Raw genomic sequence first — 22,809 nt, 5'->3', positions numbered from 1 at the left:
TTGCGACAGGCCGCTGGTTTGAGCTTAGGTTCCAAACCTCATCCCGTCAAGGCGATCAGACGCATCCTGATTTGTCGCATCGATTTTGATTCCGTCACAGAGGAGCCGCTCAATTCCCCTTCACGGAACCGCACTTCAGCCCCACTTCGTGAGCCTTGACACTTTTTGACGCTGAGGTCTGTATACCCTTCGAAGAAATTACCCATCTGTGAGGCGTGTCACATGAATTCGAGAACGGGAAACCCATAATCGCTCAGCCCAAACTGGGCATTAAGAAAATGCTCGCTAAAGAATCTTGCTGAAGAGGCCGATTACAGAGGCAACATCAAGTCGGCTCTCGAGAGTTGGAATTTTATGGCTGTTACAGGTCTACCCTTAGGCGGATTGAACCGCAGCGTTACTGACTCGCTGGTCCATGCCAATCGTTGCCGTCACATTAGTCCTCAGGCGGGACGCGCCCTTGAAATACTTGGTCACGCGATCGAGTACCTGACGGACGAATATCTGCAGGAGGCCGAAGAGATTTCGGCTCACGACCCAAACGTGCAGGCAATCCAGCTCTTGATGGCGCTCAATCGCGAAATTTATTACGCATGCCCGTTGCAACCGACCTTTACCGAAAGAGTGCGCGGATTTTTCCACCTCGCTTTGCGCTAGACCTCGTCGCTTCTTCTCGCCTATCGGCATTTTGGCCGAGCAAGGCCGCAATGTTAGCCTGAACCTGTGCAGCTACCACTTCATGAAATCCTGAGGCGGCGGGCGCGAGTAATCATCATCTTCGTTTTCGCGTGCGCATTTGTTATTTCCGCAGTTGCCGAACCCCCAGAAAAGATCGATGTAAATCCCACTTTCACCATTACAAAATACTCTGCCTTGTCACCCATCCATATGGTGGGCTATGGCGACATGCGCTTCACTGATCCGGCGGTAAAGATAGGCACCAATCCTCGCATCAGAAAGTACCTTGCGGAGCGTGTTGCCGAGGAGAGTCCCGAGGTCTTGCTGCTCACCGGCGATATGCCTTATATAGGCTCCAGCGATGCCGATTGGCAGGTATTTCGCGACGAGACGGCTCTCTGGCGTAAGAACCAGATCCTGCAGCTTCCCACGATGGGGAATCACGAAGTGCGCACCGACATCCACAAAGGGATCGCCAACTACCTGAAAAACTTTCCCGGCATCCAGAACCACCGCTACTACTCGGTTCTCATGGGCAGCGTGGAAGTCATCTCGCTCGACATGACCTCGGCGTCGGGCGGCACCAGCCCGCAAGCAACCTGGTTCGCGGCTCAACTCGATCACCTGCCAGCGCAAGTGGATTTTCTCTTCATCCTTTATCACACCCCGTGGGTAGTTGATGAACAGTCCAAGCTCTTTACCAACTTACCTTCGAAGGAAGCGCTCACGCTGCGGCATCTCCTTGAGATTCATCTCCACAAGATGCACGCCAAAGTGATCGTCTTCAACGGGCACATCCATAACTACGAGCGATTCGAGCGCAACGGCGTTGAATATGTGACATCAGGCGGTGGTGGCGCAGAGCCTTATCCACTGCTCTTTCGCGGGTCGGAGGACCTGTATCAGGACACGGCATTCCCCGTGTACCACTACCTCACCCTGGATTATCGCGACAGGAAACTTCACGCAGTGATGTGGAAGGTGAAGGACCCGGATGCTGCCAGCCTTTCGGTGGAGAAGAAAGACGAATTCACCTTGGTTGCGGAACCAAACAAGACTGGCAAGTTCATTCCATGAAGAATGCCGCATCGCCAAGGACGCGGCATTGATTCTCTGAGCCCAGCGAGTCGATTTTTACTGTCCGATCACCAGGACGGCAAACAGCACCATCCAGGCAAGCCCCATCGCGTGCCAGTACCACGCAGTTGCATCCACTGCGACTTGGCGCAGTTCTACTCGCTTCAACCTGCGAATGACTCCCAGGGTTACCGCCAGCGCAACGACGCCCACAATCAGGTGAGCAGCATGGAGACCAGTGATGATGTAGAAAAAGTAGCTGGCGGGCGTCGACCAGTGATCGAATGCGAATCCCTGCGCCGTGAGTTGACGCCACGCCACCCATTGTCCGGTCAAGAAGAGGAGTCCGAGGCCCAGGGTGGCACCCATCCAGGGTAGAGTGCGCTGCAGTGCTGGATGGCCAAGGCCCAGCCATTCCTCCAATACGTCGATTTCGCGAAAGATGCTCTGGCGCGCAATCTCCATCGTGAGGCTGCTGAGCAGTAAGAGGGCAGTATTGAGGTAGAGAATTGGAGGCAGCAGAACCGGATGCCAGTCTCCGATCTGCTCATGGGTGCGGGGATCCATGTGAGTGCCGGCCTGGCGGGCGAAGAAGAGTGCCACAAGGATGGCAAAGAACATCATGTCAGCCGCGAGAATCGAGAAAACAGAAAAGCGAATCTTATGCAGCAATTCGCGCGGACCTCTACGCTCATGCTGCCGGTCATCGTCGCCGCCCCCCCCGCCGCCGCCCGTAGGCCGTCGGTCAACCGGAGGTTTGCCGCCAATTCCTGGCTCTTTCCGTTCCGTTTCCGCAGGGGAATGCGTAAAGGTCGCGGGCATTCAGAAGCCTCTGTGCAAATCAGAGTACACCACAAAAGCATTTCCGCAGCCTTTGCGTTTCGAGGGTATTGTGTTCGATTGGCCTTTTACCCGGGACTGGAGCCAAGCGCATTCAAGAACCGGAAACGAAGATTCACCGCGGAACCGCTCTAAGTCTTTGGACGCAGACACCCCCGAACGGGATGGCCTTTTTTATTGAATTCAATAACACCGCTGTACAGCGAGTTGTTACGACTGAAGATTGGCTTGGACCAGATCAACAAATGCTTTGTGGACGCGCCGGTCGGAGGTCAACTCCGGATGGAAAGTGGCCGCCATCAGCTTGCCCTGCCGCACGAGTGTTGCCATGCCATCGCGCTGCGCCAGTATCTCCACTTGAGGACCTGTCTGAACGATCCGCGGTGCACGGATAAATACCATTTCCAGCTTTTCGCCGTGCAGTTTCGTATCGGAAAAGAGGATCGAAGAATCGATCTGACGTCCGTAGGCGTTGCGTTCTACCACCGCGTCCAGCACCCCCAGGCTTCTCTGGGCTGGATTTCGCACCTCGCGCGCCAGGAGAATTGCGCCCGCACATGTGCCGAACACCGGTCGGGTGGAACAGAATTGTTTCAATTCATCGAAGAGATGGCCCCGCTCCAGGAACTTCAGGATGGTAGTTGATTCGCCACCCGGCAGAATCAGGCCATCCAGCCCGTCCAGTTCCTCGCGCTTCCGCACCTCGACAGGCGTCGCGCCACATTCGGTCAATGCCTCAGCGTGGGCAGCATAGTCACCCTGGATAGCCAATACACCGATGCGCGGCCGCTTTACTTCCGCGTTCAATCTCGTTCTCCCGTGCTGTGTCCCACTTTCGAAACGGAAGCCGGAAGCGGCAGGCACTTCCGGCTCGAATTTTTATCTGCCTGTCTACCAGCCACGCGTTTGCAACAACTGTGACTCTTCGATCGCTGCGGCCGCCAGACCCTTCATGGTGCCGGTTACCTGTTCGCTAGCCTCGGCCAGGATTTTGGGGTCGTTGTAATGCGTGGTCGCGATCACGATGGCCTTGGCACGGGAAACCGCCTCTTCGCGCTCCTTTGGATCGTTCTCCACGTCGAGCGGCGTCGCCCGCTCCTTCATGAAGATTCCTGAACCCACAAAGATGGCTTCGGCGCCGAGTTGCATCATCAACGCGGCATCGGCCGGCGTCGCGATTCCGCCTGCGGAGAAGTTCGGCACGGGCAATTTGCCAGTCTGCGCAACCATACGAATCAATTCGTAAGGTGCCTGGTGCTCCTTGGCGGCAGCGTAGAGTTCCTGCTCACTCAACACCGTAAGCGCCTTCATCTCTTTCACAATCTGACGCATATGCTGCACGGCATGCACCACGTCGCCGGTTCCCGCCTCGCCCTTGGTGCGAATCATGGCTGCACCCTCGGCGATCCGGCGAAGAGCCTCGCCCAGATTGCGTGCCCCGCAAACGAAAGGAGTTGTAAAGGCGTGCTTATCAATATGGTGGGCCTCGTCAGCCGGCGTAAGAACTTCGCTCTCGTCGATGAAGTCCACGCCAAGCTGCTGCAGAATCTGCGCTTCGGCAAAATGGCCGATACGAGCTTTTGCCATCACCGGAATCGATACCGCCTGGATGATCTGCTTGATCAGGCTGGGTTTGGCCATACGCGCCACACCACCTTCAGCGCGAATCATCGCCGGTACGCGTTCCAATGCCATCACGGAGACGGCTCCGGCTTCTTCAGCTATACGGGCCTGTTCGACGTTCATCACGTCCATGATCACCCCGCCCTTCAGCATCTCGGCGAGACCGATCTTTAGGCGCAGACCAGTTCCAGAAAAACTCTTATTTTCATTTTGTTGGGGCATATCTTTGACCTCAAATCTCAGCCGTCGCTCACAAATGTCTCAGGCAATCTCTGCTTCTAGTGTAGCAGCGAAGTGAATGCCCAATTGCGGATGCTTACGCTGGGGCTGGGGGCGATTCCCGCGCAATTATGAGTCCCTTCTAAGGAAGCTGCTCCATTTGCGGGTTCTTGCTTGCTCCAGTCTCCGCCATATGGCGACGCAATCCCAGCTTTCCACGATCTCCACTGCCAACGGTCTGGCGGAGATGAAGACTGAAGCCGTTCTGGCTCAGCCGTCTCCGGCTCCGCCGGTGGAAGGGGTTCTCAGCATCAATCCGCTGGTTGCTCGCCTTCCTGTCGAGATCGATGTCGCCGTCCCCGTCAGGGGTTTTCGGGTTCGCAATCTTCTGAATCTCAGCGCAGGTACGGTGATCGCTTCGAAGTGGATGAACGGAGACGACATGCCCCTTGGAACCCACGGTGCGCAGTTGGCGTGGGCAGAGTTTGAAGTGATCGATCAGCTTTTGGCAGTTCGCATCACCCGTCTGCTTTAAGGAGAGAGCTTGGGAGTCTTTGCAAATGCATTGAGCTTCGCTGTAGGACACCGGCCGCCTGCTGCGCGTGTGCTATCTCTGCAGCGCTTTCGGTTAGTGGCGTGGTTTCTGAGCCGGTTCCACCATCGTGAATTCCAGCAGCCTCGCCTCGCCCTCGTGCAGCGAATCGTGCTCGCTCCCCGTCAGACGGTTGCTCTGATTGAAGCCGATGGGCAACGCGTGCTGGTGGCGACTTCTCCCGAGGGTACGCCTGCATTCTTTTCTCTCCTGCCCACACCCAACAACCGCCGGACAGCGCAATCTCTGAAGAATGCCGCGGAAAAGGCGCGTCCATGATGACGCTCCTTGTGGCAGCACGCGTAGCTGTTCCCGCAACCTCGCAACTTCTGCCCGATCTCAACGCACGTTTGCATCCTTCCGACTCGACGCCGTGGACGATTCTCTTCGCACTCACCCTGATCACGCTTCTTCCGGCAATCCTGATGTGCATGACGCCCCTGGTCCGGCTGATGGTGGTATTCCACTTCTTGCGGCAGGCGCTCGGCACGCAGACTGCCCCCTCTAACCCCACGCTACTCGGTCTAGGCCTGATGATGACCTGGTTCCTGATGACCCCAGTACTCGGCCAGGTGGATCAGCAGGCTGTACAGCCGTATCGCGCGGGACAGATTACGGGCTGGGACGCGATCGATCGCGGATCGCAGCCGATCAAGCATTTTCTGTTGCACTACTCCCGCGAGAAGGACCTCGCGCTGTTCACGGCGGCGGGTCAGATTCCGCGCCCCAACGCACCCGACGATCTTCCTATGCGCGTCGTCGTTCCGGCTTACATCCTTTCTGAGTTGAAAGCAGGGTTTGCGATTGGCGCTGTGCTGTTTCTGCCATTTCTGCTGGTTGATATGGTGACGGCCGCGATCACAACCTCGATAGGCATGTTCCAGTTGCCGCCTGTGGTCATCTCCACGCCACTCAAGATTCTGCTGTTCGTGATGGTCGACGGCTGGAATTTGCTGGCTCACTCGCTGCTTAAAAGCTTCTAAGGAAGACTGCATGACTCCTGATCTTGTTGCCGAGCTACTTCGCCAGTTAATGAAGGAGGCCATGATCCTGAGTGCGCCGGTGCTGGTCGCAGCAGTTTTACTTGGCTTCATTCTCACGCTTGTCCAAACCCTCACCAGTCTTCAGGAACAGTCGCTGACTGCTGTGCCGCGTCTCGCGGTCGTGGCGCTCATCCTGCTGGTGGGCATGCCGTGGTTTCTCGGGCGGCTGGCTGCTTACACCCTTCTGCTGATGTCGGACCTTCACCGCTATCTGGGCTAAGGGACCGGGTGATCTGGACCTGATCGGAGTTGCGATTTTGATGGCCACTTGGGCGAGCTTTTTGAGTGCGATGGTTCTAACTTTGATACGCATCAGCGGGATTGTTGTCTTTGCGCCCTTTTTCTCTTCCTCCGCTCTTCCAGCCCGGACCAAAGCTGTTTTCGTCGGCGCGGTTGCGCTTTTGCTTGCTCCGCTGGTCGCCTCGTTGCCTGCTGGACACACCGAAATCTCCTTCACTGCTCTGCTGAGCGAGATCGCTGTCGGACTTGTCTACGGCCTGGTGCTTTCGCTTATGAACGAGATGCTTTTGTTCGCCGGGCAGATTGCCGGAGTGCAATTCAGTTTCTCGATGGTCAATCTTCTTGACCCCACTTCCAATATCCAGACACCGCTGATGGGTGACCTCTTTCAACTGATGGGAACGCTGGTTCTAATCGCAGCGGGCCTTGATCGCATTCTGCTGGCATCGTTAGTGCGCAGCTTTCGTGCTGTGCCTCTGGGTGCGTACACCCTCGCACCGCTCACCGCGCATGCGATCGTTCAGGCGGCGGGTGGCATTTTCCTCGCCGCGGTGGAATTGGCGGCGCCCATCCTTGCGGCCACCATGCTGATTGAGGTTGCGGTTGCGCTGCTCAGTAAACTCAGTCCGCAGTTGCCGGTTATGTCGCTGACTGTGCCCCTCAAAACCCTTGTCGGATTTGCCGTCCTTATCGGCTCTCTGGCCTTGTGGCCTCGTTTTATCGAAGCGCGCTTTGCGGGACTTCTCGACATGGCGGAAAAGCTGTTGCAAGGACCTGCAAGATCGCCAGGCTTTGGACTGGGAGGGTAGCCAATGCCTGGAGATCGCAACGAGCAGGCTTCTCCCCATCGGCGTGAGAAAGCGCGCAAAGATGGCGATATCCTGCATAGCCGGGAACTTTCCTCGGCTGTGGCGACGCTCGCCGGAGTTCTTTCGCTGGGGTTTTTAGGCCAAAACGTTCTGGACACCTTCCGCTCCTCTTTCTCCGCTGCACTCAATCTGTGCGTTGCAGATGCATGGGAACCCTCCACGCTTCAGCCGACCCTTTTCGCGATCCGTCGTCTCGTGATGAGCGCGTTGCTTCCGGTCGGCGTGATTATGGGATCCATCGCTGTTGCGGCTGCCTTGGCCGGGGTCCTTCAAACTGGCGGTCTGCAAATCAACATGGGCGCTGTCGGTTTCCGGCTCGACCGCGTTAACCCGGCTTCAAACATACAAAACCTTTTCTCTCTGCGAGCCGCGGCCCGTCTTGGAAAATCTCTTCTCCCAGCCAGTCTGCTGGCTGTGTTTGCTGTTCAACGAATCGCACGCGAACTAACCATCCCTCCCTTTTCGACGTCACGGCTCGATTCGCTTTCGGCCGATATTTACGGCCTTCTCGTTGCATCCGCATGGCTGCTGCTTGCATGGGCGGTAGTGGACTACATGGTCGAATGGCGGAGCCGCGAATCGCGACTCATGATGAGCCGCGAGGAGATGAAGCAGGAGTTCAAGGAGACTGAAGGCAGTCCTCAAACCCGTGGTCGCATTCGCAGTCTGCAGCGCCAGATGCGCCGCCGGAAGGTCAAGACGGATGTCTCGAAAGCCGCAGTGATCCTGACCAATCCCACGCACTACGCCGTTGCATTGGGTTTTGACTTCATCGCGATGGATGCACCCAGAGTTCTGGCCAAGGGCCGCAATCTTCTTGCCGATGAGATCAAAGTTGAAGCGCGCTGGGCAGGCGTGCCGATTGTTGAAAACCCGCCTTTGGCCCGCTCCCTCTATCGCACCGTGGAAGTAGGACACACCATTCCGACAGAACTGTATGCCGCAGTCGCTGCGATTCTCGCCTACCTCTATCGTCAGCGCGTTGAGACCGAAATGCGGGAGCGCCGCGCACGGCAGGCTGCAGCGCAATCCGCTGCTCGAACTCCAGTTCCGCAGCAGCGTAATGCCGGAGCACCCCCCGGAGCGTCAACCTCCAGGAAAACATTCGTTGATTCTGATCTTCCATTCGATCGAGGCCCACGATGAGTACCGCTATCCTGAACCCCGCGCCACTCGCGCCTGCCGGTATCCTCCACCGGCTGCGTGACTACGTTCTGCCCATCGGCGCCATCAGTGTCATCTTCGTCATGCTGATTCCGCTTCCGGCCATGGCGCTTGACCTTCTTCTTACCCTCTCGATGGCCGCTTCGATTATCGTGTTTCTTTCGTCCATTCAAATCCGCCGCGCCGTCGAGCTTTCCGTCTTTCCCACGCTGCTCCTGTTGCTGACGTTGTTCCGACTTGCGCTGAATATTGCTTCCAGCCGTCGAATCCTGCTGCACGGGTCCGAAGGAACGGGTGCCGCCCGAAAGGTGATTGAAGCCTTCGGCCAGTTTGTGGTGGGCGGCAATTACATCGTGGGATTCGTCCTGTTTCTCGCTCTTGTTGCGATTCAGTTTCTGGTCGTCTCCCACGGAGCTGTTCGCACGGCCGAGGTGACTGCGCGCTTCACGCTCGATGCGCTGCCGGGCAAGCAGATGGCCATCGATGCAGATATGAATGCCGGCCTGATTGATGAGGCCGAAGCGCGGCGGCGCCGCCAAAGCATAGCGCGGGAGGCTGAATTCTATGGCGCGATGGATGGCGCAGCGCGCTTCAACCAGCGCGATTCGATGGCGACCATTCTTATCACCGCCATCAATATCATCGCGGGTCTGCTGATTGGCACATTGCAGCAGGGAGTCGAACTCGGCGAAGCTGCCCGAACTTATACCGTCCTGACCGTAGGAGACGGACTGGTAACGCTGGTGCCTTCGCTGCTGGTTTCAGTAGCTGGCGGCATCACGTTGACGCGGGCTAATTCAGCCGGAATGCTAGGGACCGAGATTCGCCAGCAGCTTTTCGCGCGACCTGCGACTCTTTATATTGCGAGCGCGGTTTGCGCTGCCATGTGCCTGATCCCGGGGCTGCCGGGATTTACATTTCTGCTGGTCGCTGCTGTCCTCTTTTTGCTCGGACGCAGGATTGCAGCATCTCCGGAACCGGCCTTGATCTCTGAGATTAGCTCCAATGAGAAGAAGAAACAGGACCAGGCTCCATCGGCTGATCTGGCCGGTCTGCTTCGCCTTGAAGAGCTTTCGCTCGAGATTGGCTTCCAGCTTATCCCGCTTGTGGATGAGAAGCAGGGCGGCATGCTTTTGAATCGCGTTCGTGCACTTCGCCGTCATCTCTCCGCCGAGATGGGTTTTCTTGTTCCCCCGGTGCACATCTCCGACAATCTCCGTCTCCGCCCGCGTGAGTATCTTGTGTCCCTGCGCGGCATCGAGATCGCCCGTTGGCAGCTGGAAGGTACGCAGATGCTGGCGGTGTCCGGCGATCCGCAGCGCCGGCCGCTCCCCGGCAAGGAAACTCGTGAACCGGCGTTTGGCGTCCCGGCCGTCTGGATAGCTTCTGCCATTGAGGAACAGGCTATCGCCGCAGGATATTCGGTCGTCGATAGCGTCACCGTGATTACGACTCATCTCGGTGAGTTGATTCGCAGGCATGCACACGAACTTCTGGGGCGCGCCGAATCCAAGCGACTAATGGACACTTTGAATGACAGCCACCCAAAGCTGCTGGAGGAACTGGTCCCGAAGCTGCTGACGCTCGGAGAGGTGGAGCGCGTCCTTGAGCAGCTCTTGCGCGAACGCGTATCGATTCGTGATCTTGGAGCAATTCTCGAGGCCTTGCTCGAAGTGGCTGCCGTGAACAAGGGCCTCGTCGCTTTGGTCGAGGCCGCGCGCCAGGCACTTGGCCGCAGGCTGATTGCTCCGCTGCTCGATCAGGATGGGCAATTGCCGGTCCTGTTGCTGGATCCAGCAATCGAAGAGGATATCCTCGCGTCTTTTGCGCCAGAAGGCAGTCAGCGATTTCTGCCCACAAACTCGGTGCCTACCATTCCGCTGGTGCGCCGGCTTGCCGATTCTTTGAAGCATCTAATCGGTGCCTCCAACTCCTCGGCCCTTCCCGTGCTCCTTTGTCCAAGTCCGGCTCGTTACCACGTCAAGCGGTGGCTGGATCCGGTCATGCCAAGACTTGCAGTGGTGGCGGCTGCAGAGATACCTGCGGAAATTCGCCTGAAACCGGCGGGGACTATCCGGTAAACGCGAGCGGCATCGGGTAGAGGCGACAAGAGTATTGCGAAGGCGAGGGAATGGCATGGGCATTGATACCGTAGCAATTCCGGAAACACGGCGGAGAGCGGCCTCTCAGGGAGGCTATCCGCCGGCGATTCCGGCCGAGTCGTTGAATGGCGAGCAGGAGCGATTATTGCTTGAGCATCTGCCCATCGTTCGATATCTGGCCCGTCGCATTCATGAGCGACTGCCGCAGCACGTGGATATTGAAGACCTCGTATCGGCGGGAGTGGTAGGCCTCATGGACGCCTTCGCGAAGTTCGATCCACAGAAAAAAGTGCAGTTCCGCAGCTATGCACAGTTCCGTATCCGGGGCGCGATTCTAGACAGTCTGCGAAGTCTGGACTGGAGCCCGCGCGAGCTGCGCCGCAAGGGCAGGGAGGCTGAAGAAGCAATTCGAGCGCTGACGGGTCGTTTGGGTCGATCTCCCGGCGAAGCTGAGATCGCCGCTGAAATGAAAGTAAGCCTTGAGGAATATCAGTCGCTGCTGGGGGACCTCAAGGGGCTCGAAATCGGCACCCTGCACGTGGAGCGCAATGAGGACTCGGGCGAAGAAGAACTAGCCTATGTTCCGGGACGTCCGGAAGAAGACCCTCTGTTCTGCTGCTTGCGAGGCGAACTCCAAGACAAGCTTCGGGAAGCGATTGAGCGACTTCCTGAACGCGAGCGGCTGGTAATGACGCTCTACTACTTCGAGGAATTGACAATGCGCGAGATTGGTCTGGCGCTTGGGGTGGTGGAATCCCGCGTATCGCAGATTCACGCTTCGGCGGTAGTGCACTTGCGGGTGGCGATGCAGGATCTTGCGGGTCGGGGGCGTATCGGACGAGTTACGCGTCGAAGCGCAACAATCTGAATCGATCTCCCGGTCTATACCTGACGTGTTGGGAAGAGTAAGGAGTCTGTCCGAATGGAGAAGATGCTCAAGCAAGACGAGATCGACGCTCTGTTTCAAGCTGCCCGGACCACCACGCCGGCCGCGGTCGAGGATTTGGATAGATCCACCAGCGTGGTTCCTTACAACTTCAACCGTGCGGGCCAGATTTCCAATGAGCAACTCCGCGCCATCAGTATGCTGAATGATTTGTTTGCGCGTAACCTCACCCACAATCTTGCGGCTTGGTTGCGGTGCAAGTTTCAGGTCAACCTGGTTTCGGCCGAGCAGATTCCGTTCAATGAATTCCTAATGCGCATCCCCGAGATCAGTTATGTCTCTTCGGTTCGCCTTGAACCACTTGGCGCCTTGTCGGTTCTGCAACTCGACCTTGCGCTCGCGCCGCCCATCATCGATCTCCTGCTGGGAGGAGAGGGACGGGAGGGGCCACTTCGCGAACTCACGGATATCGAAGAGGCCATTCTGGGCAGCGTGGTTGAGATCATTTGTCGCGAATTGACAGCGGCCTGGCAGTCCGTTGGTCTCAGCTTCAATTTTGAACGTCGACAGATGCAGACGCAGGTTGCGCGCATCATGTCCGTCACCGAGAAGACGCTTTGCCTGAGTTTCGAAGTGCGCATGCCGCAGGGTTCCGGGCTGCTCAATCTTGCTTTTCCGGCTGTGGTAGCCAATACAATCCTTCGCCGCCTGACCTCGGACTGGGGGCGACATCGCCGCCACGCACCGGAAACGCGAGCCAGCCTGGAGACGGCGGCCCGGAAGATTAGTTTTGGCGGATGTCTGCAACTGCCTCCGGTCCGTCTGCCCGCGTGCGAAATTCAAAACCTTTCGCCCGGAAGCGTGTTGCGGCTGAATCTTTCGGCCGCAGTACCGGCTGAATGGAGGGTGGGCGGACAGTATCTTGCTCCAGCAGAACCCGTCCGGCATGGAGCGCACCGGGCCGCGCGAATACAAGCGCCTCAGGAAGAGCCGCGCACATGAAGACCTACATGGATTGCTGGATATCGGCCGCGACCACCCTCTTTTCGCAGGCCCTGGCGGGCGAGCCCCACTTGGCCGAGTGTGAATTGCCTCCGGCCGTCGTTCCGGGGCAGGCTCTGGTTGCAGAAATCTCCGGCGATGTCACTGGAAATTTCACAGTCATGCTTGATCGCGAGATCGTCAAGTCCCCGCTTCTCGGAGAAGGCGCGGATCAGACAGGTGCCTGGGTCGAGTTTTTGCGTGAGATTGCGGAGTCCGCGGCGGGCGACTTCCTCTCAACCTCGGGTAAATCCTGCCGAATTGAAGCGATTCATCCTGCTGACCCTTTGGACGTATGTACACGAGGCTTCCGGTTGGTTTCGCCGGGCGGCTCATGGATGATCTGGGTTCTCGATGCATTGCAATACCGGAATGCACGCGATGAAAAACAATTCCCGGCACCACGATTGCATCCATCGCCTGCTGAGGATGCGGGGGACCTGCAGCCAGAAGCGAGTTCGGGCGTTGAGTTGCTCCTCGATGTTGAGCTTGAGGCAGCCCTGCGATTTGGCTGCCGCGAATTGCCCCTGGGAGAGATTCTGGAACTCGGCCCCGGCGATGTGGTGGAACTGGATCGCCATGTGACTGATCCGGTCGACCTGATTGTGGGCGACAAGATTGTTGCGCGCGGCGAAGTCGTTCTTGTAAACGGGAATTTCGGATTGCGTGTCACCGAAGTTGCAACACCGCAGAAACGGCTGGAGAGCATACGATGTCTCTTCTGAAGCGACGCGCAGATCCGTCATCGCTCCCCTCGCAGGTCGCAGAACCAATTTCCTCAATCGATTTTGATTTGGAAACTGCGTGGAATCGCAGCTTTCGTCCGGGTCTGCTTAGGAGCTGTGCGAATCCTGGTTGCCATTCCAGCTGGATGCATTTGTTTCGTCATCGTTCGACACCGATGTTCGAAAGTGGATGGACATGTTCGCTGGAATGCACGGAAGCTTGCCTGTTGTCCGCGTTGCGCCGCGAACTAGACGGACGCGCAGCCCCCTGCGAGAACTATCGCCACCGCATCCCCCTGGGGTTGCTGATGCTCGAAAAGGGATGGATCACGCGCGTGCAATTGCGCGAGGCTCTCAAGGCGCAAACAGCGGCTGGCTCTGGCAGGCTGGGCGAATGGCTGATCGCGCAGCGCGCTACGGATGAATCCGTCGTCACGCGTGCATTGGCTCTGCAGTGGAGTTGTCCCGTTCTTTCTCCAGACTCGCAGGACGCAGCCGTTCTGACTTCTGCAATGCCACGTCTCTTTCTGGACGCGTTTGGCGCTTTGCCGCTACGCGTGGCAGGAGGGAAGCTGATCTATCTCGGATTCGAGCAAACTCTCGACCCCGTTCTGGCCTTCGCGGTCAGCAGAATGACAGGAATGCGCGTGGAGAGCGGAATCGTTCCATCCACGGCATTTCGTCCTGCCCTCAGCGGAATGCTCCAGAAGAAGTTTCCGCCGGTACAGCTGGCGGAAGCAGTTTCAGTGTCGGCTGCTGCCCATCTGCTGGCGCGTTCCATCGAGAGGCTCCATCCGGTGGATTCGCGCCTGGTTCGGGTGCGCGACTGTGTCTGGCTGCGAATGTGGCTCGGCCCTACATCTCAATCGATTTCGCATATTTCTGCAATCTCTGATGTGATCTGCTCCGTGAGTGCTTCTTGAGCACCAACTTCTCAAGGGTTGGGAATTTATGCCGATCTTGTGGTCAGAGGAAGAACGCATGAGCGAAGTCCGAGCCTTGATCGTTGACGATTCTTCGGTAATGCGCAAGATCATTGAGAGATCTTTGCGGCAGGCGGGCCTGGAGTCTCTCATAGTCTTTGAGGCTGCCTCAGGATTAGAAGGACTCGAAGTTCTCAGATCGAAAAAGGTCGACCTTATCCTTTCCGACATCAACATGCCATCGATGGATGGGTTGGAATTTGTTCGCCAACTCCACTCCCAGCAGCTTGCTCCGGGAGTTCCGGTGGTAATGATAACGACCGAATCCAGTGAAGAACACGTCAAACAAGCCATTCAGGCCGGCGCCAGAGGGTATATTCGCAAGCCCTTCACTGCCGATCAGGTGAAACAACGCGTGCTGTCGCTGCTTTCGCCAGCATGAGCGAATGGAGTTGGCAATGATGCTGAATGGCGTCAGAAGATCTGTACATGGCTATCGCAGCATTCAGGCCTCAGGTGGCGGGGAGAAGAACATGACGTTGAAGGATTCGATGCACCTGGTTGCGGACCCGGAGAATATGCACCACAGCGTCCGCGAGGTATTCGAGACGATGCTGGGCGTGCAATGCCGTCTGGAGGAGGGTGTCAAATCCATCCCGGGCGTCAAGGATGCAGTGTCGGTGACGGCAGTTGTAGGGTTCGGCGGAATACTGAGCGGCGCCTGCGTCATTCGCTGTGATGCTCTGGCGGCCTGCACCATTGCGGCTCGCATGGCCGGCATGGAATTCGAAACTGTTGACGACATCGTGAAAGACGCAATCGGAGAAATCTGCAACATGCTGGCGGGAACATGGAAGAGCAAAGTTCCCGACCTCGCCGCCAACTGCGGGCTTTCAGTGCCAGCGGTAATCACAGGAAGCGACTACAACTTGCACGTGCAGTCTCCCGAGTTCAGAATCTGCCAGAGCTATGCGTTCGACGATACGTCGTTCGAGATGATTATTGTTTGCGACGCATTGCAATAGTGGAACTCAATACGCAGGTTCCGCAAAATCCGCTTTGACCTCCGGCTGACGCCCTGCCTCCTTGTTATTTCGTCATTCTGAATATCTTCTAATACATTCCTCTCCGCAATGGTCCTTCTTCTGCACGTTGAACGCACGAGAGGATCGCCTCATGGACAGTGGCTATTACGCTGCGATGACTGGCCTGATGGCTCGCACCCAGGCGTTGGATACGGCAGCAGCCAACCTTGCCAATGCGCAGACGCCGGGATATCGCGCTGAGCGGGAGTATTTTCGTTCGACTCTGCTGGGACCCGATGGCGAAGAATCGCAACTTGGACAGGCCGTCAATCGCTATGGTTTGCTCGGCGGAGATCGGTTGAGTATGGCGCAGGGTCCGATGCAGCAGACGGGCAACCCGCTCGATCTGGCTATTCAGGGCAATGGATTTTTCGCAGTGCAAACGGCGAACGACATCCGCTACACGCGCGACGGAAGCTTTCATCGCTCGCAAAGCGGTGTCGTTGTAACCGCCGCCAATGAGCCGGTACTTTCATCAACGGGCAAGGCGATTTCGATTCCTCCGGGGGAGGTGGCCATCGGATCCGGCGGAGTGATCTCAGTCAGCGGCGGCGCGGTTGCCACGGTTGGTGTGTTTTGTTTCAGGGACGGTGTGCAGCTCAAGCCGGAGGGCGCAAATCTCTACGCCGCAGCAGACGGCATCACGCCAACTCAATCAGGGGATGCGGTCATTCAGCAGGGAGCGCTCGAAGGAGCAAACCAGGATGTTGTGCAGGGAGCTCTTGATCTTATCATGATGCAGCGTCAGGCCGAGATGATGCAGAAAGCGCTCACCATCTTCCATACCGAATTCAACAAGACCGCTACCGAGGATCTGCCCAGAGTGTAGGGAGAGATTTAAGAAGGGGAGATGTGATGATTCGAGCACTGTACACCGCAGCCAGCGGCATGACCGCTCAGCAGATGAATTTGGACACTATCGCCAACAATCTGGCGAACTCCTCGACGACTGGCTTTCGTCAGTTGCGGCTTCAGTTTCAAGACATGATTTATCAAAACCTGATCACTCCCGGCGCAGCTCAGAGCCAGTCAACCGTCTCGGCGGGGCTACAGATTGGGCTCGGCACTAAATCTGCGGCTACTGAAGTGATCATGACGCAGGGAGCGTTGAATCAGACCTCGAATCCACTTGACGTCGCCATTGAGGGTCCCGGCTTTTTTCAGGTGCAACGTCCCGATGGCACCATCGCCTACACGCGCGCCGGTCAGTTTCACCTCAACAATCAGGGAACGATTGTCACCACCGACGGCGATCCGGTGTTGCCGAACGTCACCATTCCATCCAATGCAACCGCCGTGACGATCACGCAGTACGGCATGGTCAATGCCACGCTTTCCGGGCAGCAGAATCCTTCCCAACTCGGTCAACTTCAGCTAGCGACATTTCCGAACCCCGGTGGACTTGAAAGTCTTGGCTCGAATCTCATGCAGGCCACATTGAGTTCCGGCGATCCGGTACTCGGTAATCCTGGCGGAGCCGAAGGCCTTGGCACTTTGCAGCAGGGGTACCTCGAAAACTCGAACGTGGATGTGGTCACTGAATTTGTCCAGATGGTGCTGGCCCAGCGCGCCTACGAATCGAATTCCAAGGTCATTAAGGCGGCGGATGATATGTATTCGCAAATCAATAACATGACCCGCTAGAGGTTAACAAAAAGATGAACTCGGCTCCTCTATTCCGTATCCTTCTGATTGGATTCGTTCTTGCACCGATCTTTGGGTTGTTGTACACGCCGCAGAGAGTCGACGCGGCCACTTTGCGATCGAATTGTCCTGACGATCCTTATGTTCGCTCGGATTCGAGATCCCGCTATCACGCTCTCAGGGAGCTTGAAGATCCCGGTACCCACCAACGTTGGCTGCTGGTTCGAGATATGGACCGCGCGACCGGACCCGCCTTGTTCGTGCGAGAGTCGCGACATTCCGAGTGCGCGTTCTTCGCTGCGAAGGAAATGAACGTCACACCGCTCCGAGGACAGTTGAGCTCGCTGCCCGTCATCCATGCAGGCGATCAAATCATTCTTTCCGAACATGGAATCAACTCCGATGCAGAACTGGAAGCCACGGCGCTCGATACGGGTGCGGCAGGAGATTCACTCCGCGTGCGCATCAAGTTCGGTGGTCGAACCGTTCGTGCGATCGCCGCTACGCGCGGACATGCCACACGAGGCGTCGAAGCAAGCGAGATTCGGCCATGATGCGCCTACCTGTCATCATCAGTCTGTTAATTGTCGCGGCATTCGCATCTGTCCCAGTCCATGCCACAAAAAAGCAAAAGGCGTCGGAGCCGACCAAGACGCCGCCCGAAGTTGCACTGCACTCCTATATCGACCGCGTCCGCGCGCAGCATGCGGCACAGACCAGCACGGAAGGATCCATATGGAGTCCCGATGGCCGCTTGGTGCGTCTCGGTACCGATGCGAAAGCCGCGCGCATCCACGACGTTGTTTCTATTGTCGTGATTGAGAGTCTTGCAGCCTCTACCGACGGCCAGGTGAAGAATGTGCGCGCTTCTAATGCCAGTTCCAGCGTTACTTCGCTCTTTGGCGCGCTCAAAGCCTCGAACAGCCTGCAGAATCTCGTGGGGCAAAACTCCTCATCCGGCCTGACCGCGCAAGGCCAGAGCACGACCAATTCCAGCCTTGCGACAACGTTCGGCGGCGAGGTGGTGGATGTGCTGCCCAACGGCATGCTGGTAGTGCAGGCCACGCGCCAACTGACGTTCTCGCAGCAGACACAACTCATCAAATTGCGAGGTCTGGTGCGTCCGGAAGATGTGAGCGCACAGAACCAGGTTCTCTCCACTTCCATGACTGACCTCGAACTTGAAGTGACGGGAAAGGGAATCGTGAGTGACTCTACCTACCGCCAGAATCCGCTGGTGCGCTGGCTGGAGAAATTGCTGGTGTTCTAGAACGCGGAGCTTTCAGGAAAGCGAGAACGATGAACGACGCCATGAATCCGGCTGGAAAAATGGAGATCACCGAGCCAACACTTCACCATCTCCACCTATTATCGAGAATCCGCTACAGACCGCAGGAGAGTGTGCAGTGGGCAATGTTTGTTGCATGGACTCTTCTCGCAGCTGCGATTGCCATTTCTGCTGGGCTAGCTCGCAGCGAGACGCCGGGCCAGCTTGCGCGCGTAAAGGATGTTGCCACCATCGAAGGAATTCGCGATAACCAGCTGGTGGGCTACGGCCTGGTCGTTGGACTGCGCGGAACGGGCGACAGTTCGCAGACCGTTTTTCCTGCGCAAACCTTGATTTCCGCTCTCGAGCGTATGGGTGTTACGGTACCGCAGACTGGTTCCAACAGTGCCAGCAATATGCAGGTCAAGAACATGGCGGCGGTCTTTGTGGTCGCGACCCTGCCACCCTTCAGCCGTCCCGGTTATCGTGTCGACATTACCGCATCTTCTGCGGGTGATGCACGATCGCTCGAAGGTGGAATTCTACTGATGACACCTCTATACGGGCCCGACGGCCAGATCTACGCGCAGGCCCAGGGAGCGCTGGTTCTCGGTGGATATATGAGTACCGCGGCCGGGAATACGCGGCAGCTCAATCATCCAACGACCGCCAGAATTCCGGGTGGCGCTCTGGTGGAGCGGCCCGTTCCATTCGAACTCAAGCAGATGCAGACTGTCAGCGTGATTCTCAATGATGCAGATTTTCATACCGCTGAGCGCATGGCGCTGGCTCTCAATCATTCTCTCGGATCTATCCGTGCCCACGCGGTTGACAGCAGACGCGTCGAATTGACTCCCCAGCCAAACGAAGATATCCCTGCGCTGCTGGATAAGGTTGAAGCCGTTGAGATCGAAGTTTTTCCGCGCGCCCGTGTTGTGGTGAATGAGCGCACCGGAACTGTAGTTATCGGTGGCACGGTCCGCCTCCAGCCGGTTTCCATCCTGCATGGAGGTCTTTCGGTAAACGTGATCGCGCAGGCCGAGATCTCGCAGCCGGGGCCGCTATCGGGCGGAATTACTCAAGTCGTGCAGCAGACATCGATCCAGGCCATGGACAAGCCCGTGAACCGCATCGATCTCAAAGAGGGTGCAACCGTCGAGAATCTGGTTCAGGAACTGCAACGCATCGGAGCTGGTGCCCGCGATGTTATTTCGATCCTGCAGGCCATGAAAGAGGCTGGCGCCCTTGAGGCCGATCTGGAGGTGCTATAGATGAACACCATTGCAATCACCGCGCCGGCACATGCGCCAGCGACGCCGCAGCCACGGCTTGTTCAGGCTGCGCATGAGTTTGAAGCGCAGCTGATGAAGGAGTTGCTTAAGCCGATGACAGACAGGGAAAGTACGGACGGGGACGATTCCGCTTCTGGCCCCGGAGGAGTCATGGCTGACTTTGCCACCGAAGCTCTGGGGCAATCTCTCAGTCGACAGGGAGGGTTAGGGATTGCCGCCCGTGTCCTTCGAAGCCTCTCCCAGAACGAGACGGATTCGCCGCATTCTCCTAATGCGGGAAGAGAAATCTCCGATCTTCAAAGAACTTCGCTGCGGCTCTCAAGTGAATTCGAGAACAGCCGATAAGCCTGCTAAGGAGGAATGTGTATGGAGATCCGAAATAATGCTGAAGCACTGAAAGCTTTTCTGGGTGTGTCTTCACCCGCCTCTGCACAGGCACAGCAGGTCCGCAGCAATGAAAGCAATACTGTCCAAGCCGGGTTTGCGGGCGATCAAGCAACTCTAAGCCAAGCCGGCACTGAAGTTTCGCAGTCTGCGGCCTTAGAGGGAGTGCGTGCCGACAGGGTAATGACAATCCAACAGGCGTTGGCGGCAGGCACCTACAACGTTCCGGCGTCAGCAGTTGCGGATAAGGTGATCGACTCCATGCTAGGGGGCGCGCCTGGCCTCGGCAGATAACCGGTCATCTGCCAGACGATCTGCAATGGATGACGATTCTGCGACGGAATGCGAATAGGGGATGAGTTCCTTGGACCCAACTATCATGAGCGCGAGCGAGAGACAGCCCGGTTTGAGAAGCATTCTTACTGATGCCTCGCAGGCGCTGGCGCATATCGATGGGGACAAACTGGAAGAGATGGCGGCCTATTGCGCGGCATTGATTCAGGACGAAGGTGCGAGCGACGATCTGTCACTGCTCGTGGACCCCGAATACGGTACGGCGCGGAAGGAGATGGCGATATTCATGCGTGTCCTTGAGGCGACAAGGGCCAATCTGAACGTCATGCGCCGGCTGCGGGAGATGCACGTGGCGCGGTTGGAGTATGGTTCGAGCGCAGGGTTGAACATTACGTCCGATGGGAGCGATCATGGCGACCATTAGTGCCGCGTTCAATTTGATCTCGGGAGCGCTGCAAGCAGACCAGTCGGCTTTGAATATCGTTGCCAACAATGTAGCCAACGCAAACACGCCGGGTTACACGCAGCAAGTGGCTAACTCGCAGGAGAACACTCCTGTTCAGATCAACGGCGTCAGCTATGGCACGGGAGTTTCGAAGACCGGAGGTACGTCTTTGCGAGATCGCGTGCTTGAGGAGCGCCTCCAGCAACAACAACAGGCTGCTTCCGCCTCGGGCACTCGTCTTGCCGCGCTCGAATCGGTGCAAGCTCTCTTTCCGCCTGATTCCGGTTCTTCGAGTGCGACTGCCGGAGACATCGGCAGCGACGTTACGGGATTTTTCGCATCTTTTGCTTCGCTTGAGGCGAATCCAACCGACAATTCATTACGGGAACAGGTGCTCTCGACCGCGCGGACTTTGGCGGGAGATATTTCGAATGCCGCGGCGAGCCTGACAGCCCAACGAACTTCGCTCGATCAGGAGGCTAGCAGTGTCACCAGCCAAGTAGACTCACTTACGTCGGCGATCGCTGGGCTGAACGTCCAGATCCAGTCTACTTCACCCCACGCTGACGCCGGCACTCTTGAAGACCAGCGCCAACAGGACCTGAGCAAGCTGTCGCTGCTGATTGGCAACAACCAAATCACGACCGAAAACAACGGCATATCCCTGACGACATCCTCCGGCGATATGCTGGTCTCCGAAGGCACGGCCTATCCACTTACTACCGGCACGATCAACGGAGAGACACACTTCTTTGTCGGTACCAGCGACATCACTTCGTCCCTCACAAACGGCGGCGGTCAACTTGGCGGCTTTCTTACTGCGCGCGATCAAGATATTCCGCAGGTCATCGCGGCGCTCGATCAGCTTGCATACGGCATTTCCATCCAGGTCAACGCACTGAATAATGCAGGCTCCGACCTCGCTGGGAATACCGGAACCGCTGCCAATCCTCTTAATATTTTCCGCCAACCCGCTGCGGTTGCCGGCAGTGCGATGAACATGAGTATTGTCATGAGCGATCCTGCGCAGATTGCCGCGGCGGCAGCTGGACAGGGAAGCGGAGACAGCGGCAACTGCGCTGCATTGGCTGCATTGGCAACCCAAGCCATCGCCAACGGCCTTACCCCATCTGACTTCTACTCCAACTTTGTGACAGCATTGGGTTCCACCGTTTCGGGTGTTCAGATCGAGAATACGGCGCAAAATGCCTCCGTTACGCAGTTGCAAACCGCGCGGGATTCGCTATCGAGCGTAAACCTGAACGATGAGGCTTCAACGATGCAGGAATTTGAGCGCAGCTACCAGGCGGCCTCGCAGGTCTTTGCCATCCTCAACACGGTGATGAACTCAGCTTTGAATCTTGGTGTCCAGACAGCTGTTTCCTGATTTCGTCATTTCAAATGCGCGACTTTGCTCCTTAATATCCTGCGCACGTACAACCGGAGTTCAGAATGCGAGTTGATCCTTTCTACGTAACCAACCTTGTCAGCGCGCTCGATCGGACGCAGGGCACGGAGCAGGCACTGACAAACCAACTCTCCAGCGGCATTCGTTTTAGTTCCATCGGAGACGATCCTGTGTCCGCCGGGCGCAACGTCCTGCTCTTGAACCAGATTCAAAAAGACGATTCCTTCACACAAAGTTCAAGTCTGGTGACGGGGCAACTGCAGGTGGCTGATTCAGCGCTGGGCAGTGTTGTAACGCAGCTGACACAGGCCATCTCGCTGGCTACCAGCGCGAATAACGGCACCATGAACGCGAGTGACGTGCAGTCCATTGGATCTCAAATTTCAGGCATCCTCAGCGAGGTCGAATCGCTGGCCAACAGTAGCTACCAGGGGCAATATATCTTTGCAGGTGGTCAGACGACCACTACGCCGTTCACAACTTTAGCAACAACTTCGCCAGCGGTTACGACCTATAACGGCGACAACGACGTGAACTATCTGCATACACCCAACGGACAAAAGATCCAACTCAACGTTCCAGGCGATCAGATATTCCTTGGATCAACCAGCGTATTTGGGGTGCTCAATAGTCTTGTGGCCGATTACGCGAGCGGCACGGTGAATACGGCTCAGGCAACGCAAGACACCCAGGCCTTGACTTCTGCGCTCAATACGGTCTCACAGCAGCGCGTGACCATCGACAATTCCATGACGCAACTAACCGCAGCTTCAGGCGCAATCACAACCGAGAAAACCCAACTCTCCGCTGCGCAGACAGATCTGATGCAAGCTGACCTGGCCACGGTCGCCACGCAGCTATCGCTCTCGAAGACGCAGGAGACGGCGCTAGAATCGGTGATTTCACAACTTGGCGCGGGAAGTCTGTTTGACAAGCTCTAACGGTAGTTTGGAATCGCAGCATGAGCT

General features: G+C 57.1%; 28 protein-coding genes. 25 read left to right on the top strand and 3 right to left on the bottom strand.

Annotated features, from left to right (window positions below; all coding sequences use genetic code 11):
* Positions 1-354 precede the first annotated feature (354 nt).
* Positions 355-657 carry a hypothetical protein gene (locus tag P8935_RS16575; protein WP_348261408.1) on the top strand — a complete coding sequence of 101 codons (303 nt, stop codon included), beginning with the start codon at positions 355-357 and terminating at the stop codon, positions 655-657.
* A gap of 216 nt (positions 658-873) precedes the next feature.
* Entirely contained in the window at positions 874-1,755 is an 882-nt protein-coding gene (locus P8935_RS16570) for a metallophosphoesterase (protein ID WP_348261407.1), read from the top strand.
* A gap of 57 nt (positions 1,756-1,812) precedes the next feature.
* On the opposite strand, the gene P8935_RS16565 is transcribed toward P8935_RS16570, so the two are convergent.
* The 3 genes from P8935_RS16565 to pdxS form a co-directional block, all read right to left on the bottom strand.
* Positions 1,813-2,577, bottom strand: a complete 765-nt coding sequence (locus P8935_RS16565; protein WP_348261406.1) for a cytochrome c oxidase subunit 3 — start codon at positions 2,575-2,577, stop codon at positions 1,813-1,815.
* A 228-nt stretch (positions 2,578-2,805) separates the two neighbouring features.
* Entirely contained in the window at positions 2,806-3,402 is a 597-nt protein-coding gene (pdxT, locus tag P8935_RS16560; protein WP_348261405.1) for a pyridoxal 5'-phosphate synthase glutaminase subunit PdxT, read from the bottom strand.
* An 84-nt stretch (positions 3,403-3,486) separates the two neighbouring features.
* A complete protein-coding gene (pdxS, locus tag P8935_RS16555; RefSeq protein WP_348261404.1) occupies positions 3,487-4,440 on the bottom strand; it encodes a pyridoxal 5'-phosphate synthase lyase subunit PdxS in 954 nt (317 codons plus the stop codon).
* 190 nt (positions 4,441-4,630) lie between these two features.
* Here pdxS and P8935_RS16550 point away from each other — a divergent pair, with 190 nt between their 5' ends.
* From P8935_RS16550 to P8935_RS16440, 23 genes are all read left to right on the top strand, one after another.
* Positions 4,631-4,972 (top strand): FliM/FliN family flagellar motor switch protein, encoded by a 342-nt coding sequence (locus P8935_RS16550; RefSeq protein ID WP_348261403.1) that lies wholly within the window; start codon positions 4,631-4,633, stop codon positions 4,970-4,972.
* A 9-nt stretch (positions 4,973-4,981) separates the two neighbouring features.
* Complete coding sequence (locus tag P8935_RS16545; protein WP_348261402.1) at positions 4,982-5,308, top strand: flagellar biosynthetic protein FliO; 327 nt, start codon at positions 4,982-4,984, stop codon at positions 5,306-5,308.
* Positions 5,305-6,012 (top strand): flagellar type III secretion system pore protein FliP, encoded by a 708-nt coding sequence (gene fliP / locus P8935_RS16540; RefSeq protein ID WP_348261401.1) that lies wholly within the window; start codon positions 5,305-5,307, stop codon positions 6,010-6,012. Before P8935_RS16545 ends, fliP begins: the two co-directional genes overlap by 4 nt.
* A gap of 10 nt (positions 6,013-6,022) precedes the next feature.
* Complete coding sequence (locus P8935_RS16535; RefSeq protein WP_348261400.1) at positions 6,023-6,292, top strand: flagellar biosynthetic protein FliQ; 270 nt, start codon at positions 6,023-6,025, stop codon at positions 6,290-6,292.
* A gap of 40 nt (positions 6,293-6,332) precedes the next feature.
* A complete protein-coding gene (locus P8935_RS16530) occupies positions 6,333-7,121 on the top strand; it encodes a flagellar biosynthetic protein FliR (protein WP_348261399.1) in 789 nt (262 codons plus the stop codon).
* 3 nt (positions 7,122-7,124) lie between these two features.
* Positions 7,125-8,327, top strand: coding sequence for an EscU/YscU/HrcU family type III secretion system export apparatus switch protein (locus tag P8935_RS16525; protein ID WP_348261398.1), 1,203 nt, complete (start codon positions 7,125-7,127; stop codon positions 8,325-8,327).
* On the top strand, positions 8,324-10,426 hold the full coding sequence (locus P8935_RS16520; protein WP_348261397.1) for a flagellar biosynthesis protein FlhA: 2,103 nt from the start codon (positions 8,324-8,326) through the stop codon (positions 10,424-10,426). The genes P8935_RS16525 and P8935_RS16520 overlap by 4 nt, the downstream gene beginning before the upstream one ends.
* A 55-nt stretch (positions 10,427-10,481) precedes the next feature.
* Positions 10,482-11,315: a FliA/WhiG family RNA polymerase sigma factor gene (locus P8935_RS16515; RefSeq protein ID WP_348261396.1), complete on the top strand. Its 834-nt coding sequence runs from the start codon at positions 10,482-10,484 to the stop codon at positions 11,313-11,315.
* Between the two features lie 54 nt (positions 11,316-11,369).
* Positions 11,370-12,335 carry a FliM/FliN family flagellar motor switch protein gene (locus P8935_RS16510; RefSeq protein WP_348261395.1) on the top strand — a complete coding sequence of 322 codons (966 nt, stop codon included), beginning with the start codon at positions 11,370-11,372 and terminating at the stop codon, positions 12,333-12,335.
* Positions 12,332-13,099 carry a FliM/FliN family flagellar motor switch protein gene (locus P8935_RS16505; RefSeq protein WP_348261394.1) on the top strand — a complete coding sequence of 256 codons (768 nt, stop codon included), beginning with the start codon at positions 12,332-12,334 and terminating at the stop codon, positions 13,097-13,099. The genes P8935_RS16510 and P8935_RS16505 overlap by 4 nt, the downstream gene beginning before the upstream one ends.
* 227 nt (positions 13,100-13,326) lie before the next feature.
* A complete protein-coding gene (locus tag P8935_RS16500; protein ID WP_348261393.1) occupies positions 13,327-14,022 on the top strand; it encodes a hypothetical protein in 696 nt (231 codons plus the stop codon).
* 58 nt (positions 14,023-14,080) lie between these two features.
* Positions 14,081-14,464, top strand: a complete 384-nt coding sequence (locus P8935_RS16495) for a response regulator (protein ID WP_348261392.1) — start codon at positions 14,081-14,083, stop codon at positions 14,462-14,464.
* A 16-nt stretch (positions 14,465-14,480) separates the two neighbouring features.
* Positions 14,481-15,047: a chemotaxis protein CheX gene (locus tag P8935_RS16490; protein WP_348261391.1), complete on the top strand. Its 567-nt coding sequence runs from the start codon at positions 14,481-14,483 to the stop codon at positions 15,045-15,047.
* Between the two features lie 151 nt (positions 15,048-15,198).
* Positions 15,199-15,936, top strand: a complete 738-nt coding sequence (locus P8935_RS16485; RefSeq protein ID WP_348261390.1) for a flagellar hook basal-body protein — start codon at positions 15,199-15,201, stop codon at positions 15,934-15,936.
* Between the two features lie 26 nt (positions 15,937-15,962).
* Positions 15,963-16,751 carry a flagellar basal-body rod protein FlgG gene (gene flgG, locus P8935_RS16480; RefSeq protein WP_348261389.1) on the top strand — a complete coding sequence of 263 codons (789 nt, stop codon included), beginning with the start codon at positions 15,963-15,965 and terminating at the stop codon, positions 16,749-16,751.
* A 14-nt stretch (positions 16,752-16,765) separates the two neighbouring features.
* Positions 16,766-17,305, top strand: a complete 540-nt coding sequence (locus P8935_RS16475; RefSeq protein WP_348261388.1) for a hypothetical protein — start codon at positions 16,766-16,768, stop codon at positions 17,303-17,305.
* Entirely contained in the window at positions 17,302-18,021 is a 720-nt protein-coding gene (locus P8935_RS16470; protein WP_348261387.1) for a flagellar basal body L-ring protein FlgH, read from the top strand. The genes P8935_RS16475 and P8935_RS16470 overlap by 4 nt, the downstream gene beginning before the upstream one ends.
* Positions 18,022-18,050: 29 nt before the next feature.
* Positions 18,051-19,289, top strand: coding sequence for a flagellar basal body P-ring protein FlgI (locus P8935_RS16465; RefSeq protein ID WP_348261386.1), 1,239 nt, complete (start codon positions 18,051-18,053; stop codon positions 19,287-19,289).
* Entirely contained in the window at positions 19,290-19,655 is a 366-nt protein-coding gene (locus tag P8935_RS16460; RefSeq protein WP_348261385.1) for a hypothetical protein, read from the top strand.
* 21 nt (positions 19,656-19,676) lie between these two features.
* Positions 19,677-19,988 carry a flagellar biosynthesis anti-sigma factor FlgM gene (flgM, locus tag P8935_RS16455; protein WP_348261384.1) on the top strand — a complete coding sequence of 104 codons (312 nt, stop codon included), beginning with the start codon at positions 19,677-19,679 and terminating at the stop codon, positions 19,986-19,988.
* A gap of 70 nt (positions 19,989-20,058) precedes the next feature.
* Entirely contained in the window at positions 20,059-20,412 is a 354-nt protein-coding gene (locus P8935_RS16450; protein WP_348261383.1) for a hypothetical protein, read from the top strand.
* Positions 20,399-21,820 carry a flagellar hook-associated protein FlgK gene (gene flgK / locus P8935_RS16445; protein ID WP_348261382.1) on the top strand — a complete coding sequence of 474 codons (1,422 nt, stop codon included), beginning with the start codon at positions 20,399-20,401 and terminating at the stop codon, positions 21,818-21,820. The genes P8935_RS16450 and flgK overlap by 14 nt, the downstream gene beginning before the upstream one ends.
* A gap of 65 nt (positions 21,821-21,885) precedes the next feature.
* Entirely contained in the window at positions 21,886-22,782 is an 897-nt protein-coding gene (locus P8935_RS16440) for a flagellar hook-associated protein 3 (RefSeq protein ID WP_348261381.1), read from the top strand.
* Positions 22,783-22,809: the final 27 nt, after the last annotated feature.

This window comes from Telmatobacter sp. DSM 110680 (genome assembly GCF_039994875.1).
Taxonomy (GTDB): domain Bacteria; phylum Acidobacteriota; class Terriglobia; order Terriglobales; family Acidobacteriaceae; genus Telmatobacter.
The sequence above is the reverse complement of the archived record's forward strand: the minus strand, read 5'-3'. Positions and strand labels throughout refer to the sequence as shown.